Genomic DNA, 23,935 nt, shown 5'->3' with positions numbered 1-23,935 from the left:
TCAGATCACCTCACTTTCCAATATAAACATCTCTTCCTGCACACTCGCCACCCGGCATGAGAACTTGCACTGCTCCCGATTCCAATCAAACGTAAACTGGTCTACCAAATCCGTGCGTGGATCAGCCAGCAGCGTCTCCGTAACCATCCGGGCGATCTCACTTTCCATCACACCCCGGCTGTCCCCCTGACCAACCAACTCATCCAGCTCCGATCCATAGTTTCGGGAGTAGATCACATGTCTGTACCTTGGCGTTTTTAACGCCTTGATGCACCATTGCACCCAAGCTTCATGCCCACTCGCCGCAGCGACTTTGCCACTTGGGGTCAGCACAAAATCCCCCGCATCGTAATCGAATCGCCAGCTCCGTCCAAATCGCACCTCTTCCGAGGTCGCCCCCGACAGATCTTCCTCGTCTCCCCATACCAAACCCGTTTCCGGGAACAAACTAGGCATTCGCACTCACCACCTTACACAGCACCACAATGTCGTTACCGCCATTCACTCTCATCGCCAGCACACGGTCACCGGCTTTCAATCCTTTACTAAGAGACCACACCGCTTCTTCCACTTCCCCTTTTTGCAAAAGAAACCGTCCCGTGCCCGTCGTTCCGCCGTTTGCCACGTCAGGTATACCGGAAATCGAGCCAGCAGCCTCGCGCTCCGGCAGTCCAAGCGTACCCGGCAGCTCGGCCACGAGATAGTCCTGCACTTCGTGCTTGAAATCATCCAGCTTTACGCCGGATGAAGTCATCGTACCTAGCACCGCTCCCATGCCGCTCACAGCCTGACGGGTTTGTGTGCTCATCGCACCCCGCATGACCTCGGCAAAATGCCCGTACGGATCTTCTTTATTCAAGATAAACCCTCCTTTTCACCATCTCGACCGTGCCAAGCTCCAACGTCATCGTTCCAGGCCCAGCGGACAGATCACGGCTAACCGACATGACAATCAGTTTCAACCCTTTGAGCAGCACCGCGTCTCCGGCACGAATCGTATTCACATCTGGTGCAGATACGGTAAAGGTCTCCTGAATACCCGTCAGACGGCTTTTCGCCAGCTTCTTGGCGGCAGTCGCCGTTTTGACCTGATCGTCTTCGATCAGCTTTTGCAGCGTGCCCAGCTCGGCTACACCAGCCTGCTCAATCGCGAGCACTTTGGAAGGAACTTCTTTGCCGCTGCTGGACTCCGAGGCCGCCATCACTTTAACTTTGGTGACCGCACCTTCGAGCGTACGCATCTGAGTCAGATCGATCAGCCGATCCAGCTCGTGCACCTTCGCATTACTGCCTACCTTGAACAACTGCAACCCACCCGGCGTCATCCGCGGATGATACATATCACCACCGGACTTCACCGTTTCCTTCAGATCGGCAAACATCATCGAAAAAATCGTCTGCGACCGATATACCGCTTTGCTCAGCTTCGTTTTGGTATCCGGCAGCGCGGTGTAGGGAATTTTCCATTCCTTAGCGTACGTTTTCAGTCGTTGCGTAGCAGTCTGGTCTTTCGGCAGAAGGAACTCATCCTCTGATTTTTCCAGATAAATCATCCGGTCGTAGACGGTCAGGGACAGTCGCTTGGTGCCGCTGTTAGAGCTTTCCACTTCCCAAATGACGGCAGGGTGCAGCAAGTGAACCATTGATTTTTCGCCAAAAGGAATCCCGCTGATCCGCACCGCCATACCCGGTGAGATCGAAGGCAGACCCGAAGACGCTGACACCGCCAGCCGGATGTTCGCCTGATAGGCAATCTGGTCGAGCGAATCCTTCAACGTAATCGTCTCCACCAGCTTGGTGATGTCATATTTGTCGTCGACAATGACCTTGTAGGTCATGGCATCACCAGCTTTTGTCCTGGCTTGATCCGGTTTGGATCACTGCCGATGGTCTTCACATTGAGCTTATAAATCTCGTTCCACTTGGAACTACTACCCAGCTCAAGCTTTGCTATTTTGGATAGGGAATCGCCAGATTTGACGGTGTAGGTCTTACTGCTCGTTTTCAGATCCGTACGGGAACCGGACTTGCTCGCGGATGTTGCACCGCCAACCTTCTCTACTTTGGAATCCCGCCACGTTCGCAGCGTAATGTCAAAGTAAATATCCCCGCTCTCACCGCCTCGAAAGGTCGTATTGTGCGAGATCAGATACACGGGCACGTTCACCCCCGTGTTGGTAATGATGAAACGCAGCGGCTTTTTCGATACCAGAAACGTATTCAGCATATTCATCGCTACACGCGGGTCAGGCAAAGGCTCGTACATGCAATAGGACGCATCATATTCTTTGGGAAAAAAAGAAGAGAAGGTGATCTCCTTCACCTTCTCCCCCTGCGCAAAATCAAACTCGCCATACTCCAGCAGATTAATCGTCTCATACCCTTTGGATCGGGAGATTGTCAGTTCTTCCGGTTTCACCGGGAATTGAAACTTCGTTTTCCCATCGATCAGGGTAAATTCCATTTTGACACCTTCCACGTTATCTTTAAAAACAGTCATGACAGGCCTCCTTTCTGCTTAGGCCATAATCGTTTTTCGATTTTCCATCGCACGGCGCACTTCACCTGCAAATCTCATTCCAACCTGATGTGAAATCGCATCGTAGTCGATAGCATTCTCACGGACAGTCACCTGCACAGCACCTTGTGGTACGTTGACGGTAATCTGGTTGGTTGTTTCGGTTTTAAAATCCTTGAGGTAACCGGACAGACTGCTCATCTGGTCTTCGGAAATTTGTAATTTGCCATTGGCATTTCCAGCAGGTTGCGCTCCGTTACCTAGACCCATGGCTTGGGACTGCATCACGCTTGTTCCCATGAAACCAGCAGATGTAGACTGGCCGACCTTATTGTTCATATAAGCTGCTGGACCCGTCATTGTCAGTGCCGGTGGAATATACGCAGGTGGCATCTGCGGACCTGTTGCTACTTGCGACGTTGAAGCGACCGTTGCTGCCGATACGGTCTTGTCCTCCTTCTTCGAGCCAAAACCGAAGAAACTGGATATGCCATCGGTGATGTTTTTCGTTTTCTCAGAGATGTAATCCGCTGCACCCGACAATGCGTTACCCACACCCTCGGTAGCGTTGGACATGAATTTTCCAATATCCTTGGATTTGTCCCCAATCCAGCCGCCTGCTGCACTGCCAGCCCAACCGCCGATTGCGCCGCCTATATACGTGCCAATGACAGGTGAAATGACGCTACCGATTGCACTACCAATCGCCGCTCCTGCTGTGCCCCCAATCATGGAACCAACCGCTCGGCCCCTCTCTTCCGGCGGTGCGCTTGCGATGTTGGCCACATCAGCGAGCATGCTGATTGGACGAACCAGTTTTCCAGCACCTTTGGCAAGGCCGCCGCCCAATTTACCCAACATGCCATCTCCCGAGAAGAGATTGGACATCGCCATGGGTGAACTAGACATCAAGCCTGATACCAAATTTGACTTTTTACCGCCACCAATTCTTCGGTTTCTGTCCATTTTTTTAGCTTCTTGAAAGGCACGCTCAGATGTGTCTGTATCAATTTGGGACATACTCGGCGTTGGTGCAGGAGTTGGAGTAGCTGCTCTGGAAGCAAACCTTCCTCCCCCTCGTCCACCAGATACTTTCCGGACAGGCGGTTTGCTTGATGTGTCACTACCTGTTCTTGAACTGTTTCGAGTTTGATTCTTGCCTATCTTACCTTCTGCAACTTCTGTACTCTTACTGGGATTAGAAGCCTTATCCTTTTTAGACTTTCGATCAGCCCAAGCTTTCTTTCCCTTCCCAATCAAATCAGTTAAGTTATTTGCAATATCCAAACCAGTACTGGTATATTCTAGCGCTTTTTCCCACCACTTTTTATCTTCTTCTTTAGCTGCATTATTAATGGTTGTATTGTTACTCCCGATCACAACGGATATGGAGGAACCACTCGCCGGGTTCATTTTCCCCATCGCCACTTCAACCTTCTGAAGAACCTCAACGGATACCGTTCCTGATGCCTTCACCATCTGATTCCTGAAACTGTTCAGTTTCACTAGTGCGCGATCAAGTGCCGGACTAAGTTGGTCATCCAATCCAATCTTAGGTGTAATCCGCAGTCTGCTCAATCGCACAGCCGTGCTATATATGCTCTCCAGCCTACGCCCGGTTGTTCTCAGCTCATTGTTCACCTTGATCAGACTCTGATAGCGAACTCTGCCCAGCCGTTCGGTAGAACGCTGGATCTGATCCAGATATCGGATGGTCGTTCGCATTTCCGCATTAGATTTGGACAAACCTACAATCATTTCTGCCATTTCTTTCACCCCCTGTCCGATCTAGTTATCGATTCATTTGCGAGGTGATCGCTGCCATTTCCTCTTCCGAGAACGCAATCAACAGCGAACGCTCCCCGCGTGGCAAAGACCAGAATTCTCCGGGCCGTAGATGATGACGAACCCACATATGATACAGGAACGTGATCATCCCGCCGGAGTGAATCAGTTTTTTAGGTCTTCAATCTCCACACCGAAGCCGGAAAGCTCCAGCACCTTGTCGCCAACGGCATCCAGCTCACCCGCGAGTAACATACGGCGAACCGCTTGTTCCCCACCGGACAGCTTCATGCGACCCGTGATGCGGTTGTCTCCCCAACCGGACAGTTCGAGTCCGCGCACATTCATTTTCACCGTTGCTTCGGAGATCAGTAGCGCGTTAAATGTTTCGGTATCCACCTTTTCCTCGGTGCGGCCTTTGACCGTTTTGCGAATCGTACAGCGTTCTCGGATCTGATCCACTTTAGAGGATGTCAATCCACGCAAGGTTAACAACAGATCCAAACGTTGAATGCGTACATTCTCTTCCGGCAAACGTTCTGCTGCTTCAAACAACTGATCCAAAATTTGTTCTTCAGACATATTTTCGTTCATACTCATGGGGTGCGATCTCCTTCTCATTTCACAATTGGTTAAAATATCTCCATATTCAGGGACAACAAAGAGACCGAGAATTTCTCGGCCTACATGTGTTCCCATTTCTGTAAGTCTCGTTGCACATACGCCTGATCAGACAAGCTTCATTACGAGGTCTTTTAGAAGTTCGAAGTCATTCCATCCTTAATTCGCTACAATCGGGTTCAACAATTCAAATCCTTCAAATGTAAAACTTGTTTCCTCCGGTACTTCCTCACCCGCTGTCCAGTTGGCGAGCTGGATTTTGTCCACCATGCAACCTTTCAGCAAAACACTCTCATGACCGTATGATTCTGGATCGTCCACCTTCGAGATAATTTGGAACTTGGTGAAGCCGCGCTGGATCATGTCCGAAGTTACTTTGTAACCTGTCATGGTACCTGTTCCTTTTTTAGCACCATTCTTGTGTACTTTCCAATCGTTGCCGACCAGATTCAGCTCACGTTTCTCAATTTCAACGCTGGCCTCCAGCTTATTAATATTGGTCTGCCACACACCATCGATATGCAGCTGACCATGGGTACCGAGAATGACTCTTGACGCATCCAACATGACAATTCCTCCTTGGAATGGTTGGCTGATCATTGTTACACGATATAACTCCCTGGCAGAACAATCTCCCGAACACTGTTATCCCCCAGATTTTTCTGCCCTCTCCGTTATCGTGCAAAACACCAGCTCAAATAATTTTAGTTAATCTAATAACCGATCTTCTCTTCTACACAACCTTATTGCACGTAAAACGTTCCAAACAACTGCTCCATTACATCCGTCAGCTTCACATTCCATTGCAGGAATACCTGATCCGCCTCTGGCTTGAGAATTGGTGCAGCACCATAATACGCTGGGTCGAGAACGACATCGTATTCCTCAGCTTCAATGACATTGCTCTGTGCGAGCAGCGCCAAATAGGCTTTCATCGCACCGATCAGCGCCTGACGTCCTTCTTCCGTATTGTTCACTTTGCCGATATACGTATCTTCTGCAGAGCGCTGCAAATCCGTATTAATTGCATCCATAACTCGGATGGAACGGATTTTTTTCCAGGCATTATTCTGTCCTACGGCAGGGGTCACGAGTGTATTCACTCCGCGAAGCGCCTTCACCTGACGTCCATCATGGAAGAAAATAAATACGCCATTCTGAACCGCCTGCTCCTGTTCTGCACGAGTCCAGCGACGCGTCACGTCATCGAACGGAGAAGGTGCGTATGTGGTGGATTCATTCAGACGTTGTCCGGCAATCAGACCCGCGACATAAGCAGACGTTTCCGCCGAGCTGTAGAATGCATCTCCCAAGCGCACACCCGTACCAACATTAATCACACCCTCATGATTCAATGTGAGTGAACGTGCCGCCGCCTTCTGTGCTGCAGTCGCAGAGGTATCGTCTGCCGTAGTACCACCGAATACAGCCATCACAGGTTTACCCTCATTGCGCACACGTTCCACCCAAGCTGCAAAGCTCGCCAGCAAAGGTGCATCCGCCGCATGATCCAGTGCCAAAACGTCAAATTGCTCACCTTCCAGCGCGCCCTGCACGGCGATATACTCCGCATTGGTCAGTCCATCGTTGCCACTTGCACCACCTTTGAACGCCGCTCCCGCAACAGTTGCAACGACACCTATACCCTCGCCAATCGCCTGAGCGTTAATCCAAATGTTGCTTTCATCCGCGTTGATCTCTTTCGCCAGCGACGCTGCCGAAATATCTGCAGTCAGCAGTGCATACAGCATCCGGTTGCCTTCAAACAACCGCACTTCATGCTTCGTATTATCAATTACCCCCGGCTGAATGGTGACATAGAACCCGTTACCCCGGTCACCCGGATACTTGGCGTCCAGTTGCAGAACGGCTGCATCACTGCTGTCTTTCAGCGTAAGCGTGGCTGCTTTCGCCGTCTCTCCGGCTACCCGATAAGCGAGCAGCTTTTTCGGTCCACCTAGCAAGGCGAGCTTCAAGGATGTATAAGCTGTTCCATTATCCAGGGCATGCGCCGAGAAAATACGCTCAATTGCAGCTTCGCTTCCGACTTCCACAAAAGTGCCTACCGGACCCCAGTTTGCCTTAATCGGCACAACCACCGTTCCCCGGTTACCAGCCTGAATGGCCGAGGTTGCTGCCGCCTGAAAATTCATATATAAGCCCGGAAGTACCGGACGATTCGTTTGCTCCCAAGTTCCGCCTGCCATTATCCCTTCACCTTCGCTTTCATAAATTGGTTGATACGTTCCTTCGCTTCCTCTATGGAAAACGTCTCTTGCGCTGCTTCGTACAGCGCACCATACAGCACCTCTGCCTTAACGGCAAAGAGGGCTTCGGCATGATTCATCAGCTCGGCCCGCGTATACTGCGGGGCAGCCTGTTTGTTATTTTTCACGGAGCTTGCCATTACCATTTCACCTCATCTGTTGGACTGCTGCATTCTTTGAACCAGATCTTGGCCTATAATTTTGACCTATGAATTTTTGTCCCTATGACCCTATACAAGCTATTCGATTTCGAAGCTATGAACCTATGAATTTGAAGCTAAAGTATGATATTGAATTTCTCATCTGGAACCCCATCTAGAGTCCCTCTCGACTAGCGCTTACTCTATCCCTTTGCTATGGTGAATCTCACGAATTAATGGCACATCCGTACCCGGACGGCGAATACGCTGCTGCAACGTCAGACGAATCTGCCCGTTTAAGTAAGCGTCTGCCTGCAAGTCGGCAGAAACTTCATCCACCGTCACATATCGCGTACCGTCTGTATCCGTCAAAGCAATACGGGGTTGCACAGCCAGTTGTTCAACCAGATGTGTGACCGTTTGATGGACATCTCCCACATTCGCAGCCAGCACATGCCCAATCCATTGCTTACGAATCTCCAGCGCAGAAGTCCCTGCGGTGGTTGTGCTGCATCCCGTCAATCGCCACAGTATGGACTTGGCCCTATAACCTCCAGGCCAGGCATCCCCATATACGGACCACTCCTGTCCGAGCTGAGTTCGTGTCCAGCCCTGAAGTGCAGCCATCCACAAATCTGTGGTTTCAGCCTGAGCGTATTCCAGCATTTCTGGAACATACACCCCAAACCGCAGGCTGCGCGTAACCAGTCCAGAACTGGCATCCACACGATCACCATCCGAAGAACCCAGATAAATACAGGTAAATGCCCCACCTTCTTCATCCTCCAGCCTGACTTGGTGTAGTCCTTCCATCAGCGCTGCTGACCATACTTCCACTTGTTCAGCTCCTCCATCTTCGGGGCGTGCATATGGAGAGATTTTGATAATCCTCCTATACCCGGCCCAAGCAGACTTCGGTACTTCTTCTGCAAAAGCAATCACGGCACAGGGTCCGGCTAACACCTCTCCCGGTGCAGGGATGTCCTTTACTCGGCCATTCCATGCCGGAACAAGAGCCTCCAGCTTCTGCTTCAGCGTTCGTCTGATGACGTTACTCGCTTGCCCTGTGCTGTCCGTGTTGTTTAAGTCACTACTCATAGACACATTTATTTCGCCCCCTTCAGCTGCAAGTTTCAATCTGCCCGCATTGTGCAGCGACAATGTGGCAGCAACGAACTCCCCCCTTTAACCGATCTGCTAATGGAAAAAGGAAATCATCGTCAGTACGTCTCTGTGCTAACGGTTCTCCACCGGCGCCAAAGCTGGACACCATTCACCGCAACAAAAAAGACCGGCCCCTTGTGGCCGATCTGTACATTAGCGTATGTGCTTTCGGTGTGTGTCCTTGCTATTGATCCGATAATACAATCTTACACCCTTTCATCCCTAGCGCGGATGGTGATTCGTACGACTTCGGTGCGAATAAGAGTGTATCTGGGGTGGAAAAAAGACGACTCAGCGTGGCTCATGCCATTAACACCCTATTTCAGCGTAACTTTCGGATTCAACTTAATCTCAAACGCACGTCCCCAAATGAAATCGGGATTCGCATATTCCAGCAGTGCACTGCAATACTCCGCATAAGCTGCTTCGCCATTACAAATTTGTTTGATCGCTACGTTCCCTTGAGCAAATGCTGTTTTGTTCGCCAGTGCCGTGGTGTGGGTCTGCATCAGATCCCTGAGTAAAGTCTGCAGATGAGCGTAATCCTCCTCAGAGTTGAAGAGTGACATGTTCTGATCCGCTAGAGTTGCCACATTGGTATAGAGCGCATGTGCTCTGGAATACGTACGGATATCTGCAATTGCTACTGCTTTATAGTAGTAATCTTTCAGGAAACGTTTGAACAACAATGACCCCTGTGCATTCACGGCATCTCGCAACGCGTGGGCATGTGTTTCTGTTGTAATCAAAGCATAACGGGATTGTCCCATACCAACAGCCATACCGATTTTGTTCCCCGGCGTATTCCATGCACTGTAACCCAGAACCCGACCCGTATACGGACTGTTCAGGAGTGCTTCGGCTACATCGACGTTGGCCGGACCTTTTCCTACAAAATCAATCAACACCGAAGGAAGCCCCTTCTCACTATTGCTCGTCAATTGCGCCACAGCCGCCTGCACCTGATCCAGCGCCGTGATGGCAATAATCTCAATGTGCACCGGTTTTTTACCCGGTTTGCCTGGATGACGGTTCGTCATGCGATCCAACTCAGACGCCATATCAAACGAAGAAGCTTCATCGACAGATGTAGCATTCGTTAATTCATTTCCATTTTCCACATCGGAAGTCGTATCCGTTACCACATCAGGCCCTGGATAAGCGGAATCCGCTACAACCACACCACCAACAATATCCACATGACGCACCACATTCTCGTGCACATTCATATATTCGTAGGTATTGATAATCGTGGAACCATGAGGGCCAAAATACTTCACTGCATAACGCGTCTTCGTCCCACCGCGCAGCAATTGGTTAGCCATACGTGCCACCAGAGCGTGACCCAGGCCATCCGCATCTGGAAGGATAATCGCCCGATCGGGATTTTGTCCATCCGTCCCACCGAGCCATTCATTGATTCGTGCTTCCACATAATTGATCTCGTTAATCTGAACACCTTGCGTATTCGCATCGTCGACGCCTACGGCGAGGAAGTCAATGTATCCTTTGCGAGCAAGCTTATCTAAAATGTACAGATTGGTTTTAAATTTATGTTGTCTAGTGTTGTAGTACTGTTCTTTATTAAAATACGTCGTTTCCCCATATTCCGTAGACTCTGGAGAAAGGTTGTACCCGTTCACAATATCCTCGAATGCCGTAAAAGACTGGCGTGGCTGCTGCATCAATGCACGTGACTCGTTGTAGGCATCCAATGCGAGACCATCTGCAAATGAGGTGGTGGCGAGTCGCATAATGGTATCCATTACAAACACCGGTTTGCGTGGATATTTTCCTTTAATCGCTTTGATCACATCGAGCAAACGGGTTGTGTCCTGATCGTAATCAGGATATGTGCCCCCTCCATCTTCACGAAGCTGACGACTGCCAATCAGACCACCATAAGCCAGCATATCCGAAGAGATGATGAATCCATCCACTTTGGCGGCATTTTTCAAAATGAAATCATGAATGTTGGACGGTTTACCGTACGTAGGCGTAGACGTTCCAAGCAATGTGGTGCCTTCTACCGTTTTTTCGGAATCCAGACGATTTTGAATGTCACCCAGGTGCGGTGTAATGATATGGATACCGGCTGCTTTTCCTTGTACAACGACGTCATCCAGATTCGCTGGACGATCATCCAGTGGAACATACAATACTGTTTTCATATCCGAAAACCTCCTGTTAGATATATTCAGTCTTTCTTTAGTACCCGATCAGAGCAAGTGTGCAATCACCGCATAAAAAAACCGGCCCCTGGCCGGTCTGTACATTAGCGTATGTGCTTATCGGGATATGTCTCTTGCTACTGATCCGATAATACAATCTTACATGTATAAATCGGTCGCGCTGACGGTTATCCGTATGGATTACGTCTATTTGTTGTTGCCATCATGGCGATTAAATGTCGGTTTCTTGCAGAGACTTCTGCCGGACAACCCAACAAATCCATTCCTGATGCTGTTTATATGATATAAGTGGCCTTTCTAACCCTATTTACCATAAAGGATGGATACGATCATGAATAAAAAGCTCTGGTTCTATCTGTGGATCGCTGTTACCAGTTATATGGCTGGCCCCGTTATGTATGCCCTGACAATGTACACCTTTTATCAGGAAACAGATGTTGTAACTTCATCACTCATTGGATGGACCGCTGCAACATTCTCATCCGTTGGTATCCTGTTTATCCTGGTCACAGTCATTCTGCTTCGAGTGCTCCACATCTATTATTTCTGGCTACAAACCCTGCTATTTGAGTTGCTTTACCTTGTGCTCGTCTATATGACCACTGTTCTTCTTGGGGCTGGCAACACAGGTCTGCCCTCGCTGTCCTTTCCATTTACGCCCGAAGGCATTCCCTTGTGGGTGTTCTGGGGCAGTATTGCGCTTATGAGTTCCTGGGGAATATGGTCAGCGCGTCAGCCCATACGAAAATCACCATTCATGCTGATATCCAGAGTCATTATAATCCTGTTTATCCTTGAAATTTGGCTCCTTTAAAAAGATAAAAAGAAACACAGCCTTCTCAGGCTGTGCTCTCTTAAAAGTATTTTGCTCACGCGATAATATAGCGGAAGTTTTCCCAGCTTTCCGGAACCGAATTTCCGTTTCTGGCATGATGGTAGAAGCTGAATGGAAATTTGAACACATGACCTCCATGCCAATCGCGGGAACGTCTGTCGGTGAGCCAGTATTCCAGTTCATGTGGGAGTGCAACAGAGCGTTCTGCACGAATCAATGGCAGACGGTCAACTGGAGATTGCAACGTTGGCATCTCCTGTTCAACATCCACATCCCGGCTCAGTCGCAGCGCCTTGACCATCCTGAGAAAAGGCGGAATGCCTTTATGGAACAAAGCAGGATAATCCAGTTCAAATAATATATTAAGCGCGTGCCCGTAGGTTAGCATGTGGCCGATCAGATCATGATGTGCTTCTGCCTGATAGATGGTACGAAATGCGCCAAGCTCATCCAGAATCAGCCGGGACAATTGTTCCGGTCGTTCTATATCAGGGAATCCGTCTGCCTCACTTAACTGCAAGCTGCGAATTTCTTTCACAGTTGTGTTTACCCAGGATCTACCTGGAATGGTTCGTTCAAAAGAATCAATAAGTTCAACCATCTGATTCATGTCATGCTCTGTACCCCAACCATCCAGTTCACGAATGGCTTTCAGACTAAGGGCACCATAGATGGCCTGATGGCCAACCCAGTGCAGTTCTCCGATGGTTCGATCCAGCGCTGCTGTAATACGCGCTTCGGCCTCTTCCCTTGGCAAAACCTCTCCATTCCGGGAGTTCAAGCCATCGTTCAATCCGTGCTGGCGAAGCATGGCTTTCGCTTCAGCCGTAACACTGCCCGCCGCAAGGGCAGTGAGACGATTTTCCCTCACCCAAAAATAAGCCGCAATAGCTCCCGCCCCATAATGGGCGTGCCACAAATCTCCTGTACGCTCCCGACTGGAGACAATAACAGCCAGCCCTTCTTCCAACAAACGTCGATCCAACATGCCACCACCCTTCATCGATGCGAACCCTGATACACACACGACCAGCAACAGTTTTTTAGCAAAACACTCCTTTAAAGCGTTTACTTCTATAAGATGATTCAAATGGTGCACATATGACCGTTTTACCTGCTATTCCGCGCATTTTAGCCGATTCGAAGTCTCCCAACATCACGAATGGACACTTCCAGTGGATATATGTTTGCTTTTTGCTCGGAAAAGAACCAGGTTCGCTCCTTCTTCACCACAATAAACAGACCGTTCACATCCCCAACAGGGGCAAATGTATCGCTAATCGCTCTCCATCGTTTCAATCCCATCTGCTCTAGTTCATCTACCGCAGAAAGCACATCTTCCGTGACAAGTCCCACCTCACACACCTGCAGCAGATCCTTCTCCGAAAAGGCGTGGTCACTCTCGTTATGAACGGTATGATGAGCAATCAGCTCCAGAATGTTACCGACAGGATCTTCGAAATAGAGCGAATTCGAGTTCCAATTGGTTGAATAGGTCTCATCCTCACCTTCATGCCTGCTTAGATGGACACGTGCCGCTGCCCATGCTTTGGCCTCCTGAAAACGATTCGCTGGAATCATCCAGGCGAAGTGGTAAAACGGATTCTGATCCGCTTCACTACGCATGAATATCATTTTCGTTAAACCAATCTGTAGCGTAAAGGAATGCTCGGACTCTTCAGCCACGTTCAACCCCAGAGCATTGATATAAAAGTGCTTGATGTCTTCCAATGGTGCTGTATATAATTTGACCTCTTCAAAAATCATGCTGTGTCCTCCTTCACCCGACCGTGCATCTTCTCCCACTCACTCCATGGCACCATGCCGAGTTCCGGCTTCGCTTCATCCGGGAGCATCGATATGAATTCCAGGGAATGACCATCCGGATCGGTAAAATACACGGACACAGCCGGCATCCATCCAAATACATACAACTCGCCAATATCATCATCCAAGAAGTTACGCGTCTTGATTCCTTTATCCTCCAGGTAAGTGACAGCTTGCTTCATGTCCTCCAACGATACCTGAAAAGCAAAATGCTGTCGCTGCACCTCGGAAGGGTCCTTTTGCCATAGTCCGAGCATCGCGTTGCCTTCACCGCCAATCCAGTAAAAGGAGTTCCCACGTTCCTTCTGCCCATAAGCATGCTGCAATCCAATGATCTGTTCATAAAAATGATGGGATCTCTCCAGATCCGTTACGTTCAGATGAGTCTCAAATATGCCTTTAATCATGATGAAAACCTCTTTCTCTTAACTCCCGGACGGCTTCCGTACTGCAGTTAACGTCTCGGCAAGGTGCAAAAATGAACCAATCACGCGTTTGATCCGATCCTCAATGTCCTGACTGCCTTCAAATTCTTCGTATCCGTCAAACGTTGCTTCAAATCTTCTGCGCTGTGCACCACCAATGGAAATCCACTCCTGCGCGTTAATACCGTGCAAATTACGAATAATTGCCTGCAGCTGCAAAAGCGAACTTACGCCCACCGCACCTCCTGCTGAGCTGATGGACAATACCGGTTTACCACTGAAATGAGCCTGGCTCAGGTGATCCAATGCATTTTTGAGTACACCGCTGATACTGCCGTGATACTCTGGCGTAGACAGAATAATGGCATCTGCTGCGAGCATACGTGTGCTCAGGTCAGACAGATTCTGATCTTCATTCTGTTTTTCATCCGGTGCATAGAATGGGAGCGGTGTCTGATATAAATCGAACAAGCTGGCTTCATGCCCCTGACCGCTGATTACCTCCGCGGCATATTCCCCTAAACGTGTACTGGTTGCATTTTTCCGATTACTGCCTGCCAAAATGATAATATTCATCTATGTCACTCTCCTTCGATTTTATAAAAACATTCCATCTCTTCGATTCAACTTTCTCTACTCTCATCTTACCTTGCTTCTACCTCGGAATCGTCAGCAGATAGACTTAACTTGCAGCACAAAAAAACTCAACCTTTGGGTTGAGTTTCTACGACTTTAGTCTGAGAATATTGGAAGCTGGATCAGACGACCCAACCATTTCTTACGGCGTGAAGCGCAGCTTGCGTGCGGTCTGCCAGTCCCAATTTGTCCAACAGATGACTGACATGGGTTTTCACCGTTTTCTCGGTAATGATTAGTTTGATGGCGATCTCTTTATTACTCAATCCTTGTGCGATCAGCCCCAGAACCTCTCGTTCCCGACGGGTGAGCATGTCCGGGCCATGAGAAGTTTCTTTTCCCAGCCCAACCCGCTCCTGCTCCGGAAGCCGAGTAGACGTATGCGGATTTGCATGCACATGCGCTTCATTCATCGACAGTTCAGATGAAGCCAGCACATGCATTAATTGTCCTGCTGCTGCAGGATGAAGCTCAACCTGACCTGCATGCACATTACGGATAGCAACGGCAAGATCCTCTGGCTCAATATCTTTCAGCAAATATCCCTTCACCCCAGCGCGTACGGCTGGTACGACATGATCCTGATCCGAGAAGGACGTAAGCACGATGATACGGATTCCAGGCAAGATCGCACGAAGCCTTCTCGCCGTCTCAATCCCATCAAGCACTGGCATATGCAGATCCATTAATACCACATCCGGGTGCAGCTGTTCTGCCTGTTCCAGTGCTTCCTGTCCGTTCGAGGCTTCTCCGACGACTTCCATATCTGGCTGTGTGGACAAAAAAACGTGCAACCCACGCCTCACCATTGCATGATCGTCCGCGAGTAAAATCGTAATCGGCATGTCTTCTTCCCCCTGATTTTATACAGATTCGGACGGAAGTGGAATGACGACCGTTACCGATGTTCCCTTACGGGATGAACTCACAAGTTCAAGTCTGCCGCCCAATGACTGGGCTCGTTCTCTCATGATGGACAGACCAAGTGAACTGGCAGGCAAGGCCTCACGCCTTTTGGCTCCACCTTTCCCACGATCTGTAACGATTAAGACCGCTTCCTGATCGCTTAGCTGGAGGGATATTTCAGCGGAAGGGACTCCCGCATGTTTACGTACATTATTGAGCGCTTCCTGTCCAATACGCCATAAGCCTTCCTCGATACTTTGAGGCAAGGAGCGCATACCCGTCCGATGTACAACGACCTGCAATCCCTGTCCTGTACCATATTCCTGCAAGGCACTGATCAGTCCAGACTCCAACCCCGCCGGACGAAGTTGCATAATCAAGGCACGCATTTCCTTCAATGCTTCCTGTGACAAGGAACGTATATCCTTCATCGCTTCCGCAGCCGGATGCAGCTGTTGTGATCCGGATAACATGCTCTCCGCCCCTTTGGCTGTCAGGGACAGGGAGAACAAAATTTGGTTCACCGAATCATGCAAATCTCGAGCTAGTCGGTTTCGTTCCTCCAGTCGGGTTAATTCCCGGCGTTTGTATACAAGTCTCAGACTCTCCCACGAGGCTGTAATATGTTCAGCGAGTGCATCGAAAACCTCACGATCTGCCTGAAGGAAGTCATTGGCCGAACCCAATCCAACCACCAGTACTGCCGTTTCGCCAGGAGAACTTAATGGGATGGGTGCAGCCAAGCCCGAAGCCAAAACGGACATAGGAAGTCGGGTATTGCAAATGGCAGAAATATCTCGAATATCCGTTGCCGACAATACCATAGCCCGATGAGAATCAATCACACGATGCATGCGATTCTCCACCTCTGGAGAGAGCCCAGATAGTGTCATCAGTTCGGACCTGCCATGAGCATGAGCGGCCTGTACCATAAAGCTTCCATTCTTCTGGGATAACAGTGTGGCAAATGGCCAGTCATAATGATGTCCCAGCAGCTTTACAACCGTCTTGGCCATATCGTCTCCACTGTTGCAATCGTTGACCGTCACGCCCAGCGATCGGCTGAACTCCCCCAGCCTGACATACAGATCCGCTCGCCTTTGCTCTGCGCTATATAATCTCATCCGCTCCATTGCACTACCTATCTGATAAGCTACAGCCTGCAAAAGCGCCAGCTCACTATCACTAAAATGCTCTTTTCCTGGTGCCGCAACATTCAGCAGTCCCAGCATCTTCTCCCCCGAGCGGAGCGGAACCGTTGCATGATGGGTGATGTCACGGGTATCTCCCCATTGATGATCGACGGCATCCTCCAGGCGTTTGCAATTAATGATATTGACGGCATTATCCAATCTCTCGTCCCGGAAGCGATTCACGCACCAGCAAGACCCACAGCGCATCGGCTCCTTATCATGATGCAGCAGAGCAGGAGGCAGACTGTAATCAGCAATACAGGAGTACTCTCCCTGATTATTGATCAGGAACACCCAGCCCGTAGTCAATCCCGTCAGTTCCAACAATTTACCGAGTACCGTATCCAGCATCAGATTCAGGTCGTTGGATGTGTTGAGGGTTTCCGCGATCGTCTTCAGTGTGTACATCTCCTGCATTCCGGCTTGTTCCGTCATGCGGATTCCTCTCCTTTGACTGATCCTTAGTGTTGTTTTCAATTATTGTATACAATCAGCGAAGGATATAAAAGGATGAACTTCTAGCTTCACCTCTAGCCCAGCTTCTGTCGCTCTTTACGAGATGCAGATAAAGGCTCCATATTAATGAGACCCCGATCTGACAGAGCCAGCGCCATTTTATAGAAAGCACGTGTCCGGATCTTCGTATACGTATCCTTGCTGACAGGCGGGTCAAACACATGGTTATACACTTTATAGTCAAATACATCGTCATCCTTCAGATAACGTTCTCTGACAAGTACACGTTCCTTCTCGCTCAGTCGAGATACCACAAAATCAATCGTATCGCAGTACGCCTGACGTGCTCGCTGCACATCCACATTATAGATTGCCGTTCTGGCAGTGGAATCCCCGGTCACATTCGTTGCACCATGGAAACGCTCTGTGTAACTCGCCGTCACCATTACCTCTCGTTCTTCAAAAGCAATCGTTTTATAAATCCGGTATTTTTCCAGCGCGGCTTCAACAGCAGTCTGTGTTTTGCGTCGGTCCAATTCGGGCAGCATCAGTTCCATATTCATTCTCCTCCTTAAAGGGTCAGTTAAACTCGCATTCATCTCATTTTTGGTATTTTGTATTATTCGGTTCCAGTCGCTTACGGGTACAATAGATAGACGAATAGAAGCTTTTCGATCTACCTATTGCTGATTTGAATCGCTCTCTGGATGAATACAAAATACTCCTTTTATTAGAGTTATCCAGTTCTCTGAAATAGTAACGGCATTATTCAACTTTTTTCTGTTGCCTTTTGGAATCAATTAAAGTCAGCTATGAAGCAAGAATAATCATTTTCCTCATCATCCAACTTGTCTCAACTTTACATTTTGTTCGTATTTTGTTCGTATTTCTATTTGAGGATACCACTTTCTGGGGATCGGCGTAAACCTTCATTTTGGGTCGTTTTAACTATAAAATAAAACCCACGCTCTCATTTCCTTTACCTTTTGGCATAATTGTTTCATATCCCTTTACCTAATGGTATATATACGATATAGTACAGATAATTAAAGATCCTCGTATAAGTCATTTGATTTTTATATCTTAAGATTGAATGGTAGATTTGCACGTCTACGGAGAGGGTAGAAAAAACCTGGAGAAGCGTAGCGTTCACCTTTATCACCGGATTTCTCCCTTTTGAGAAGGGAATCAAAGAAATCTGGGGATAACAGTGATCGGAAGGTTGTTCTGCCATCGGAGTGACTCGTGTGAGACAAGTTCTCTTAATATATAATTCAAGCACTTGTACGAATTAAAGGAGTGGCATGAATTGTGGAGCACGCTTTTGGTCCTTATCTGAAACAACTGCGCGAGCAACAGGGATACAGCATCAATCAGCTCGCCGAAGCAGCAGGAATCAGCAACTCGCAAATTTCACGCATTGAGAATGGGGTTCGCGGAGTTCCCAAGCCCGCTACCATCCGCAAAATCTCCGATGCACTCTCGGTTCCCTACGCGGATATGATGAAACAGGCCGGATATCTGGAAAACGGAAATACAGAAAGTCAGCTCCATGACGCTCCAGAATGGGCAACTTACAAGGACCGTCGAGACTTCAAAAAGATGCTCGAGGACGAGGATGATCTGATGTTTGACGGCATCCCGCTGGATAATGAGGATAAGAAACGAATCAAGGATGTCCTGACAGGTCTGTTCTGGGAAGCCAAACAGATGAACAAACGCAAAAAAACGAACGATCCGGACGAGCGCCCATGAAGCATTTCAAGCTGAACAAACTAAAGCAGCAGGTGAGATGATATGGATGACATTGTAACAAAGCTGATTCGAAAACACCGGACCAACTGCCCTTTCAGCATTGCCAGAGCCATTGGAATACAGATCCGGTTCACCAATCTGGGCAAGTCTACCAAAGGACTGTATTTCCGAAAGCTCCGTCGCAGATTTATCGTCATTCACAATGATTTACCGCCGGAATGGCAGCGTTTCGTGTGTGCCCATGAACTTGGACATGACCGATTGCACAAAGGCATAAACCGCTTCTTTCTGGAGGAACACTCCTATTTTGCCCCGGGCAAGCTGGAAAGACAGGCCAATCGTTTTGCCATACAGCTTCTAACTTCAGGGGTGATGCCAGAGCCGGATGAATCACTGGAGAAATTTTGTTTGCGTACTGGACTGCCACGTGAAGTGCAGCATTTTTTTTAGTCTTTTTAAGAACATACGTTCCTTTGAAGCAAAATTCTCTCTTCATCTTCCACTTTAAAAATCAGATGTCACTTTCAGGTTACCTATTTTTACGTGAATAGCGAGATTTCCTAATAGTAGTCTGGTAAAATACAACATGAGTTGTGTAAACGCTCACGTAGATTATTATTTTGGGGAGGTTACTGATTTATATGAAAATCTGGAAGACTTATGTTTCACTTATGCTAACGCTCTGTTTGCTGTTTGGCAGTGTAGGCATTGCCGCTGCTGCAACGGATACCACTCCGGGCACAGGTAAGCACATTACTATTCTACATACGAATGACACGCACGCACGCGCAGTTGAGTCCTCACCTGCGATGGGTTTCGCCAAAGTTGCTGGAATTGCGGACAAATACCGTAGCGAAAACCCAAATACCCTTCTGCTGGATGCCGGAGATGCAGTGCATGGTACAACCTTTGCTACACTCGTTAACGGTGAGAGCATTGTCAAAGTAATGAACGAAATTGGTTATCAGGCGATTGTACCGGGTAACCACGAATTCAACTACGGTTCCGAGCGCCTCATCGAACTTGCGGATATGATGAACTTCCCCATGCTCAGTGCCAATGTGAAAAAGAAAGACGGAACTCGTCTCTTCGAGCCTTACCTCATTAAAGAAGTAGACGGCGTGAAGATCGGTATCATTGCACTGACTACACCGGAAACGATGTACAAAACAAATCCGAAAAATGTGGAAGGTCTTGATATTACAGACCCAACTGCGGAAGCCAAAGTTCTTGTGAACGAAATTCGCAGCAAAGTAGATGTTGTTGTTGTATTGGGACACCTTGGACAAGACGCGTCCAGCACCGATACTAGCTTCAAAGTTGTAAAAGAAGTGCCTGGCATTGATGTATTTATCGACGGTCATAGCCATACGGTTCTGCAAGATGGACTTGTATCCGATAACGGAACATTGATCGCCAGCGCTGGAGAATATACAAACTTTGTAGGCGTGATCGACCTGTGGGTTGACGGCGGCAAAGTAACGAAAAAACAAGCTACACTGATTGATGAAACGGAAGCAAAAGACATCAAACCAAATGAGAAAGTTGCCACATTGGTGAACTCCATTCAGAAAGAACAAGAACCCATTCTGAAAGAAGAAGTAGCCAATACAGCGATTCTGCTGGACGGCAAACGTGAACAAGTACGCGCAGGTGAAACGAACCTGGGTGACCTGCTGGCAGATGCCATCCGTGACGTCAGCAAAGCCGATATCGCACTCACCAACGGTGGCGGTATTCGTTCTTCTATTGAAAAAGGTATCGTGACTAAAGGTGATATCATTACTGTCCTTCCTTTTGGTAATCAGGTTGTAACGCTTGAAGTAACAGGCTCCGATGTAATCGCAGCCCTTGAAAACGGTGTAGGATCTTATCCAGAACCAAGTGGCGGATTCCCACAAGTATCCGGAATGACATTCAGCATTGATTCTTCCGCTGCAAAAGGCAGCCGTGTACACTCCGTCATGATCGGAGATAAAACCCTTGATCCAAAAGCAACGTACACCATGGCTACGAATGATTTCACTGCTGTTGGCGGTGATGAGTACACGATGTTTGCAAAATACACAACGTCCGGCATGTACGGTGCTATGGATGAAGCGTTGATCGAATACATGCAAAAACTGGGCGCTGTAGATATCAAAACAGATGGTCGAATTAAGGAAGCAAAAGCTCCTGCGGTTGAACCGGAAGCTCCAGTAACGGAAACACCAGCTCCAACTACACCGAAACCAGAGACACCAAAACCAGAAACACCGTCGAAACCGACGCCAAGCAAACCAGCTCCAGCCAAAGTGCATGTTGTAAAATCCGGAGATTCCTTGTATTCCATCTCCAAACAATACGGTACCACTTGGCAAGCTCTGCAAAAGCTGAATAAGATCAAAAATCCACACTGGATTTATCCAGGTCAGCAATTGAAACTGCCTGCAGCCTCTTAAGTTCTGAGAAGAGCAGATATTTGCACAATAAGATTCAAAAAAAAGGGTGTCCCTCAAGCCATAACCGGCTGATGGACACCCTTTTCTATTTTACTTATTACATCACTCCGTAGTTAACCTACCGAGTTGTACACTCCATGTTTTCATGATTATAGCTTTGCTGCAAAAATAAATCCCCAAAGCCACTTTAAGAAATCCCTTCATCCCATGCCCTCTACCATGGACTATAGAAGAAATATCCCAAATTGCCACTCTCATGCGGTTATTTCACATTCAAAACGCTATATTTCTTGTTCCATGATTTGCGTATTTGCACATGCATAGATTCCTGACATGGTACGCTTGAAGCTCTTATGGACAAACCGACTGTATACAGAATACAGTTTTTCAAATTCTAGTTATTTGGTATGACAATACGCAAATAGTGTTGCATTCTTACATGACTATAGCCCTCTTTTTAATGCTTTAATCCGTTACATAACCACAAACATCTCTTACCGCATAATATCCGGACCTATTATACATCGTTCTATTATATAGAGGCACGTAGCACGGTTTCATAAGGATATATGTTTTTAATTCCGGACTATAATAGCTGTTCCTTCACCTGACTTACAGCCTCTTGTGCCGACAGACTGATTCGTTTGGATTCACCTTGTGCTGCAAGAACATGCGATCCAAATTCCACCTGTCCTTCTGCCGCACCTCGGCCAATAACAATCTGGACAGGCAAACCGATTAATTCCGAATCCTTGAACTTCACCCCTGGCCGTTCATCACGATCATCTACTAGTACGCTGTATCCGGCATCTAATAGTTGTTGTTCCAGTTCCAGCGTAAGTTCGCGTTGATGTTCATCCTTCCAGCTCATTGGGATCAGATGTACATGATAAGGTGCGATGGCTGACGGCCAACGGATACCATCTTCTCCGGCATATTGTTCAGCAATAGCGGCCATCAGACGAGACACACCGATACCGTAACAACCCATTACAGGTGCGCACTGCCGTCCATTGCGATCCAGGAAGGATGCTCCCATAGCGTCACTGTACTTGGTTCCCAGTTTGAAGATATGCCCCACTTCTATTCCTTTTGTGAATACAAGCGCTTCTCCACAGGTTGGGCAGCCGTCACCTTCAGCAGCGAAACGGATTCGATCTACTTTGTCCAAAGCAAAATCTTTACCTGGAACTACATTCGAATAGTGTACATCAACTTCATTCGCTCCTGTAATGGCACGTTCCATTGCAGCTACATCCGCATCTACTACAATCGGCAGATCCAGTCCAATGGGACCCAGGAAACCTACAGTTAATTTCGGATGACTTGCAAGAGCAGTTTCATCAGCCAGAATGAGCTCCTCTACACCCAATACCTGCTTCAGCGTAATATCATTCACTTCATGATCCCCACGAACAAGTGCAGCGACCAGTTGACCATCGGCCTGATAAAGCAATGTTTTGATCATGTGCTTGGCATCCTTGCCCACAAAGGCGCTTAACTCATTGATCGTACGTACACCTGGCGTTTGGATACGAACCAACGTGTCACCCTCGGTATTCCCATCAGCTTTTTCAACCATTTTTAGGTCAGCAGAAGCTTCCGCTTTTCCTGGATTCTTAGCAGAAGATTTAGAAATCTGATACCCCGCCTTCTCCAGATTTGCGGCATATCCACAGTGTTTGCAGGTTACGATCGTATCTTCTCCCACATCAGCAAGTGCCATGAATTCGTGGGTCTCCCCCTGACCACCAATGGTGCCCGCATCAGCTTCCACTCGAATATATTCCAGTCCACAACGCTCCAAAATGCGCGAATACGCTGTATTCATGGACTGATAGGTGCGATCCAGCTCTTCCCAATCGGAAGCAAAAGAGTACGCATCCTTCATGATGAACTCCCGTCCCCGCAGCAATCCAAATCTTGGACGACGTTCATCTCTGAATTTGGTTCCAATCTGATAAAGTGTAAACGGCAGCTTCCGATAAGAATTAACCTCGTCACGAGCTAGTGCAGTCACAACCTCTTCATGGGTAGGACCCAGGGCGAATTCTCGTGCATGGCGATCCTTCAGACGCATCAACTCAGGGCCATACTGTGTATATCTTCCGGATTCTTCCCATAGCTCAGCAGGCTGCATGATTGGCAACAATACTTCCTGACATGCTGCACGGTCCATTTCTTCCCGAACGATTCGTTCGACATTCAGCAAGATACGACGTCCCAAGGGTAGGTAACTGTATATCCCTGCTGCAAGTTGGCGAATCATTCCCGAGCGCAATAACCAGCGATGCCCTGCTGCATCTGCCTCTGCTGGTGCTTCACGTAATGTTGGAACAAGCATTTCACTTTGACGCATCTTGTCACACCCCTTATTCTTCTATTCATTATTGTTAATTTGGTTATAAACAGCAAAAAAACACATCCGTCAAGGGACGAATGTGTCGTGGTACCACCCTTATTTAACTGCACTTTGCCGGTCGACTCTGCCATCAAATCATCAAGGCATTGACCATAAACCGGTTCTCCGTTTGCAACCTATACAAAACGTGAACATGCAGTCCTTCAGAGCATAACGGGCCCATCCGGCGAAGGTTACAGGCCGTTCGGGCCTTCTCCTCCGCAGCTCGCGAGGTAGGAATAACGAAACAGCAACAGAAACCTTGCACTAAGCGGTTTCCTCTCTGTAGAAGCTGGCTGACGTAATTATGTCCTCGTTGATCGCTGTTATCATTTTGATCACAATAGTGTATTTACAAGAAATTGTCAACCAT

General features: G+C 48.2%; 25 protein-coding genes. 5 read left to right on the top strand and 20 right to left on the bottom strand.

Going from position 1 to position 23,935, the window contains the following annotated elements:
- The 12 genes from HP548_RS29510 to HP548_RS29460 form a co-directional block, all read right to left on the bottom strand.
- A complete protein-coding gene (locus HP548_RS29510; RefSeq protein ID WP_175383651.1) occupies nucleotides 1–456 on the bottom strand; it encodes a DUF2634 domain-containing protein in 456 nt (151 codons plus the stop codon).
- Nucleotides 449–859, bottom strand: a complete 411-nt coding sequence (locus tag HP548_RS29505) for a hypothetical protein (RefSeq protein ID WP_175383650.1) — start codon at nucleotides 857–859, stop codon at nucleotides 449–451. Before HP548_RS29505 ends, HP548_RS29510 begins: the two co-directional genes overlap by 8 nt.
- Nucleotides 852–1,838 carry an XkdQ/YqbQ family protein gene (locus HP548_RS29500; RefSeq protein WP_175383649.1) on the bottom strand — a complete coding sequence of 329 codons (987 nt, stop codon included), beginning with the start codon at nucleotides 1,836–1,838 and terminating at the stop codon, nucleotides 852–854. Before HP548_RS29500 ends, HP548_RS29505 begins: the two co-directional genes overlap by 8 nt.
- On the bottom strand, nucleotides 1,835–2,464 hold the full coding sequence (locus tag HP548_RS29495; RefSeq protein ID WP_175384014.1) for a LysM peptidoglycan-binding domain-containing protein: 630 nt from the start codon (nucleotides 2,462–2,464) through the stop codon (nucleotides 1,835–1,837). Before HP548_RS29495 ends, HP548_RS29500 begins: the two co-directional genes overlap by 4 nt.
- 54 nt (nucleotides 2,465–2,518) lie before the next feature.
- Entirely contained in the window at nucleotides 2,519–4,285 is a 1,767-nt protein-coding gene (locus HP548_RS29490) for a hypothetical protein (protein WP_175383648.1), read from the bottom strand.
- Between the two features lie 25 nt (nucleotides 4,286–4,310).
- On the bottom strand, nucleotides 4,311–4,433 hold the full coding sequence (locus tag HP548_RS33800; RefSeq protein WP_256337973.1) for a hypothetical protein: 123 nt from the start codon (nucleotides 4,431–4,433) through the stop codon (nucleotides 4,311–4,313).
- 35 nt (nucleotides 4,434–4,468) lie between these two features.
- Nucleotides 4,469–4,903, bottom strand: a complete 435-nt coding sequence (locus tag HP548_RS29485) for a phage tail assembly chaperone (protein WP_053783415.1) — start codon at nucleotides 4,901–4,903, stop codon at nucleotides 4,469–4,471.
- A 180-nt stretch (nucleotides 4,904–5,083) separates the two neighbouring features.
- The gene (locus HP548_RS29480) at nucleotides 5,084–5,491 is read right to left on the bottom strand and encodes a phage tail tube protein (RefSeq protein WP_064640174.1); all 408 of its coding nucleotides are present in this window, start codon (nucleotides 5,489–5,491) and stop codon (nucleotides 5,084–5,086) included.
- A 176-nt stretch (nucleotides 5,492–5,667) separates the two neighbouring features.
- Nucleotides 5,668–7,131, bottom strand: a complete 1,464-nt coding sequence (locus HP548_RS29475; RefSeq protein WP_175383647.1) for a phage tail sheath family protein — start codon at nucleotides 7,129–7,131, stop codon at nucleotides 5,668–5,670.
- The gene (locus tag HP548_RS29470; protein WP_175384013.1) at nucleotides 7,131–7,331 is read right to left on the bottom strand and encodes a hypothetical protein; all 201 of its coding nucleotides are present in this window, start codon (nucleotides 7,329–7,331) and stop codon (nucleotides 7,131–7,133) included. The genes HP548_RS29475 and HP548_RS29470 overlap by 1 nt, the downstream gene beginning before the upstream one ends.
- Nucleotides 7,332–7,529: 198 nt before the next feature.
- Nucleotides 7,530–8,435 (bottom strand): hypothetical protein, encoded by a 906-nt coding sequence (locus HP548_RS29465; protein WP_175383646.1) that lies wholly within the window; start codon nucleotides 8,433–8,435, stop codon nucleotides 7,530–7,532.
- Between the two features lie 377 nt (nucleotides 8,436–8,812).
- Complete coding sequence (locus tag HP548_RS29460) at nucleotides 8,813–10,666, bottom strand: DUF4127 family protein (RefSeq protein WP_175383645.1); 1,854 nt, start codon at nucleotides 10,664–10,666, stop codon at nucleotides 8,813–8,815.
- A 163-nt stretch (nucleotides 10,667–10,829) separates the two neighbouring features.
- On the opposite strand from HP548_RS29460, the gene HP548_RS29455 reads away from it, so the two are divergent.
- The gene (locus HP548_RS29455; protein WP_175383644.1) at nucleotides 10,830–10,970 is read left to right on the top strand and encodes a hypothetical protein; all 141 of its coding nucleotides are present in this window, start codon (nucleotides 10,830–10,832) and stop codon (nucleotides 10,968–10,970) included.
- A 48-nt stretch (nucleotides 10,971–11,018) separates the two neighbouring features.
- The gene (locus tag HP548_RS29450) at nucleotides 11,019–11,501 is read left to right on the top strand and encodes a hypothetical protein (protein ID WP_076291450.1); all 483 of its coding nucleotides are present in this window, start codon (nucleotides 11,019–11,021) and stop codon (nucleotides 11,499–11,501) included.
- 55 nt (nucleotides 11,502–11,556) lie between these two features.
- Here the strand turns inward: HP548_RS29450 and HP548_RS29445 are convergent, their stop codons facing one another.
- The 7 genes from HP548_RS29445 to HP548_RS29415 form a co-directional block, all read right to left on the bottom strand.
- The gene (locus HP548_RS29445; RefSeq protein ID WP_246318265.1) at nucleotides 11,557–12,612 is read right to left on the bottom strand and encodes a hypothetical protein; all 1,056 of its coding nucleotides are present in this window, start codon (nucleotides 12,610–12,612) and stop codon (nucleotides 11,557–11,559) included.
- A gap of 41 nt (nucleotides 12,613–12,653) precedes the next feature.
- The gene (locus HP548_RS29440) at nucleotides 12,654–13,289 is read right to left on the bottom strand and encodes a VOC family protein (protein WP_175383643.1); all 636 of its coding nucleotides are present in this window, start codon (nucleotides 13,287–13,289) and stop codon (nucleotides 12,654–12,656) included.
- A complete protein-coding gene (locus tag HP548_RS29435; RefSeq protein ID WP_175383642.1) occupies nucleotides 13,286–13,756 on the bottom strand; it encodes a VOC family protein in 471 nt (156 codons plus the stop codon). Before HP548_RS29435 ends, HP548_RS29440 begins: the two co-directional genes overlap by 4 nt.
- An 18-nt stretch (nucleotides 13,757–13,774) precedes the next feature.
- The gene (locus HP548_RS29430) at nucleotides 13,775–14,350 is read right to left on the bottom strand and encodes an NADPH-dependent FMN reductase (protein ID WP_175383641.1); all 576 of its coding nucleotides are present in this window, start codon (nucleotides 14,348–14,350) and stop codon (nucleotides 13,775–13,777) included.
- A gap of 182 nt (nucleotides 14,351–14,532) precedes the next feature.
- Nucleotides 14,533–15,255, bottom strand: coding sequence for a response regulator (locus HP548_RS29425; RefSeq protein WP_076291446.1), 723 nt, complete (start codon nucleotides 15,253–15,255; stop codon nucleotides 14,533–14,535).
- Nucleotides 15,256–15,273: 18 nt separating this feature from the next.
- Nucleotides 15,274–16,944, bottom strand: a complete 1,671-nt coding sequence (locus tag HP548_RS29420) for a GAF domain-containing sensor histidine kinase (RefSeq protein WP_175383640.1) — start codon at nucleotides 16,942–16,944, stop codon at nucleotides 15,274–15,276.
- Nucleotides 16,945–17,039: 95 nt separating this feature from the next.
- Nucleotides 17,040–17,522, bottom strand: coding sequence for an ArpU family phage packaging/lysis transcriptional regulator (locus tag HP548_RS29415; protein ID WP_175383639.1), 483 nt, complete (start codon nucleotides 17,520–17,522; stop codon nucleotides 17,040–17,042).
- Nucleotides 17,523–18,273: 751 nt separating this feature from the next.
- Between HP548_RS29415 and HP548_RS29410 the strand changes: the two genes are divergently transcribed.
- The 3 genes from HP548_RS29410 to HP548_RS29400 all read left to right on the top strand — a co-directional run bounded on the left by HP548_RS29410 (nucleotide 18,274) and on the right by HP548_RS29400 (nucleotide 21,161).
- Nucleotides 18,274–18,720, top strand: a complete 447-nt coding sequence (locus tag HP548_RS29410) for a helix-turn-helix domain-containing protein (RefSeq protein ID WP_076291444.1) — start codon at nucleotides 18,274–18,276, stop codon at nucleotides 18,718–18,720.
- 42 nt (nucleotides 18,721–18,762) lie between these two features.
- Nucleotides 18,763–19,170 (top strand): ImmA/IrrE family metallo-endopeptidase, encoded by a 408-nt coding sequence (locus HP548_RS29405; RefSeq protein WP_062323893.1) that lies wholly within the window; start codon nucleotides 18,763–18,765, stop codon nucleotides 19,168–19,170.
- Between the two features lie 191 nt (nucleotides 19,171–19,361).
- Entirely contained in the window at nucleotides 19,362–21,161 is a 1,800-nt protein-coding gene (locus tag HP548_RS29400; RefSeq protein ID WP_175383638.1) for a 5'-nucleotidase C-terminal domain-containing protein, read from the top strand.
- A 586-nt stretch (nucleotides 21,162–21,747) separates the two neighbouring features.
- Here the strand turns inward: HP548_RS29400 and HP548_RS29395 are convergent.
- The gene (locus HP548_RS29395) at nucleotides 21,748–23,520 is read right to left on the bottom strand and encodes a proline--tRNA ligase (RefSeq protein WP_175383637.1); all 1,773 of its coding nucleotides are present in this window, start codon (nucleotides 23,518–23,520) and stop codon (nucleotides 21,748–21,750) included.
- Nucleotides 23,521–23,935: the final 415 nt, after the last annotated feature.

Origin of the sequence: Paenibacillus taichungensis (assembly GCF_013359905.1) — a bacterium.
GTDB lineage: Bacteria > Bacillota > Bacilli > Paenibacillales > Paenibacillaceae > Paenibacillus > Paenibacillus taichungensis.
This window is presented reverse-complemented; position numbering and strand designations above follow the sequence as displayed.

Excerpts from the sequence above, each read along its gene's own strand:
- HP548_RS29510 (WP_175383651.1), bottom strand. The coding sequence starts at position 456 with ATGCCTAGTTTGTTCCCGGAAACGGGTTTGGTATGGGGAGACGAGGAA.
- HP548_RS29500 (WP_175383649.1), bottom strand. The coding sequence starts at position 1,838 with ATGACCTACAAGGTCATTGTCGACGACAAATATGACATCACCAAGCTG.
- HP548_RS29495 (WP_175384014.1), bottom strand. The coding sequence starts at position 2,464 with ATGGAATTTACCCTGATCGATGGGAAAACGAAGTTTCAATTCCCGGTG.
- HP548_RS29490 (WP_175383648.1), bottom strand. The coding sequence starts at position 4,285 with ATGGCAGAAATGATTGTAGGTTTGTCCAAATCTAATGCGGAAATGCGA.
- HP548_RS33800 (WP_256337973.1), bottom strand. The coding sequence starts at position 4,433 with ATGTGGGTTCGTCATCATCTACGGCCCGGAGAATTCTGGTCTTTGCCA.
- HP548_RS29485 (WP_053783415.1), bottom strand. The coding sequence starts at position 4,903 with ATGAGTATGAACGAAAATATGTCTGAAGAACAAATTTTGGATCAGTTG.
- HP548_RS29480 (WP_064640174.1), bottom strand. The coding sequence starts at position 5,491 with ATGTTGGATGCGTCAAGAGTCATTCTCGGTACCCATGGTCAGCTGCAT.
- HP548_RS29475 (WP_175383647.1), bottom strand. The coding sequence starts at position 7,131 with ATGGCAGGCGGAACTTGGGAGCAAACGAATCGTCCGGTACTTCCGGGC.
- HP548_RS29470 (WP_175384013.1), bottom strand. The coding sequence starts at position 7,331 with ATGGCAAGCTCCGTGAAAAATAACAAACAGGCTGCCCCGCAGTATACG.
- HP548_RS29460 (WP_175383645.1), bottom strand. The coding sequence starts at position 10,666 with ATGAAAACAGTATTGTATGTTCCACTGGATGATCGTCCAGCGAATCTG.
- HP548_RS29455 (WP_175383644.1), top strand. The coding sequence starts at position 10,830 with ATGTATAAATCGGTCGCGCTGACGGTTATCCGTATGGATTACGTCTAT.
- HP548_RS29450 (WP_076291450.1), top strand. The coding sequence starts at position 11,019 with ATGAATAAAAAGCTCTGGTTCTATCTGTGGATCGCTGTTACCAGTTAT.
- HP548_RS29440 (WP_175383643.1), bottom strand. The coding sequence starts at position 13,289 with ATGATTTTTGAAGAGGTCAAATTATATACAGCACCATTGGAAGACATC.
- HP548_RS29435 (WP_175383642.1), bottom strand. The coding sequence starts at position 13,756 with ATGATTAAAGGCATATTTGAGACTCATCTGAACGTAACGGATCTGGAG.
- HP548_RS29430 (WP_175383641.1), bottom strand. The coding sequence starts at position 14,350 with ATGAATATTATCATTTTGGCAGGCAGTAATCGGAAAAATGCAACCAGT.
- HP548_RS29425 (WP_076291446.1), bottom strand. The coding sequence starts at position 15,255 with ATGCCGATTACGATTTTACTCGCGGACGATCATGCAATGGTGAGGCGT.
- HP548_RS29420 (WP_175383640.1), bottom strand. The coding sequence starts at position 16,944 with ATGACGGAACAAGCCGGAATGCAGGAGATGTACACACTGAAGACGATC.
- HP548_RS29415 (WP_175383639.1), bottom strand. The coding sequence starts at position 17,522 with ATGGAACTGATGCTGCCCGAATTGGACCGACGCAAAACACAGACTGCT.
- HP548_RS29405 (WP_062323893.1), top strand. The coding sequence starts at position 18,763 with ATGGATGACATTGTAACAAAGCTGATTCGAAAACACCGGACCAACTGC.
- HP548_RS29400 (WP_175383638.1), top strand. The coding sequence starts at position 19,362 with ATGAAAATCTGGAAGACTTATGTTTCACTTATGCTAACGCTCTGTTTG.
- HP548_RS29395 (WP_175383637.1), bottom strand. The coding sequence starts at position 23,520 with ATGCGTCAAAGTGAAATGCTTGTTCCAACATTACGTGAAGCACCAGCA.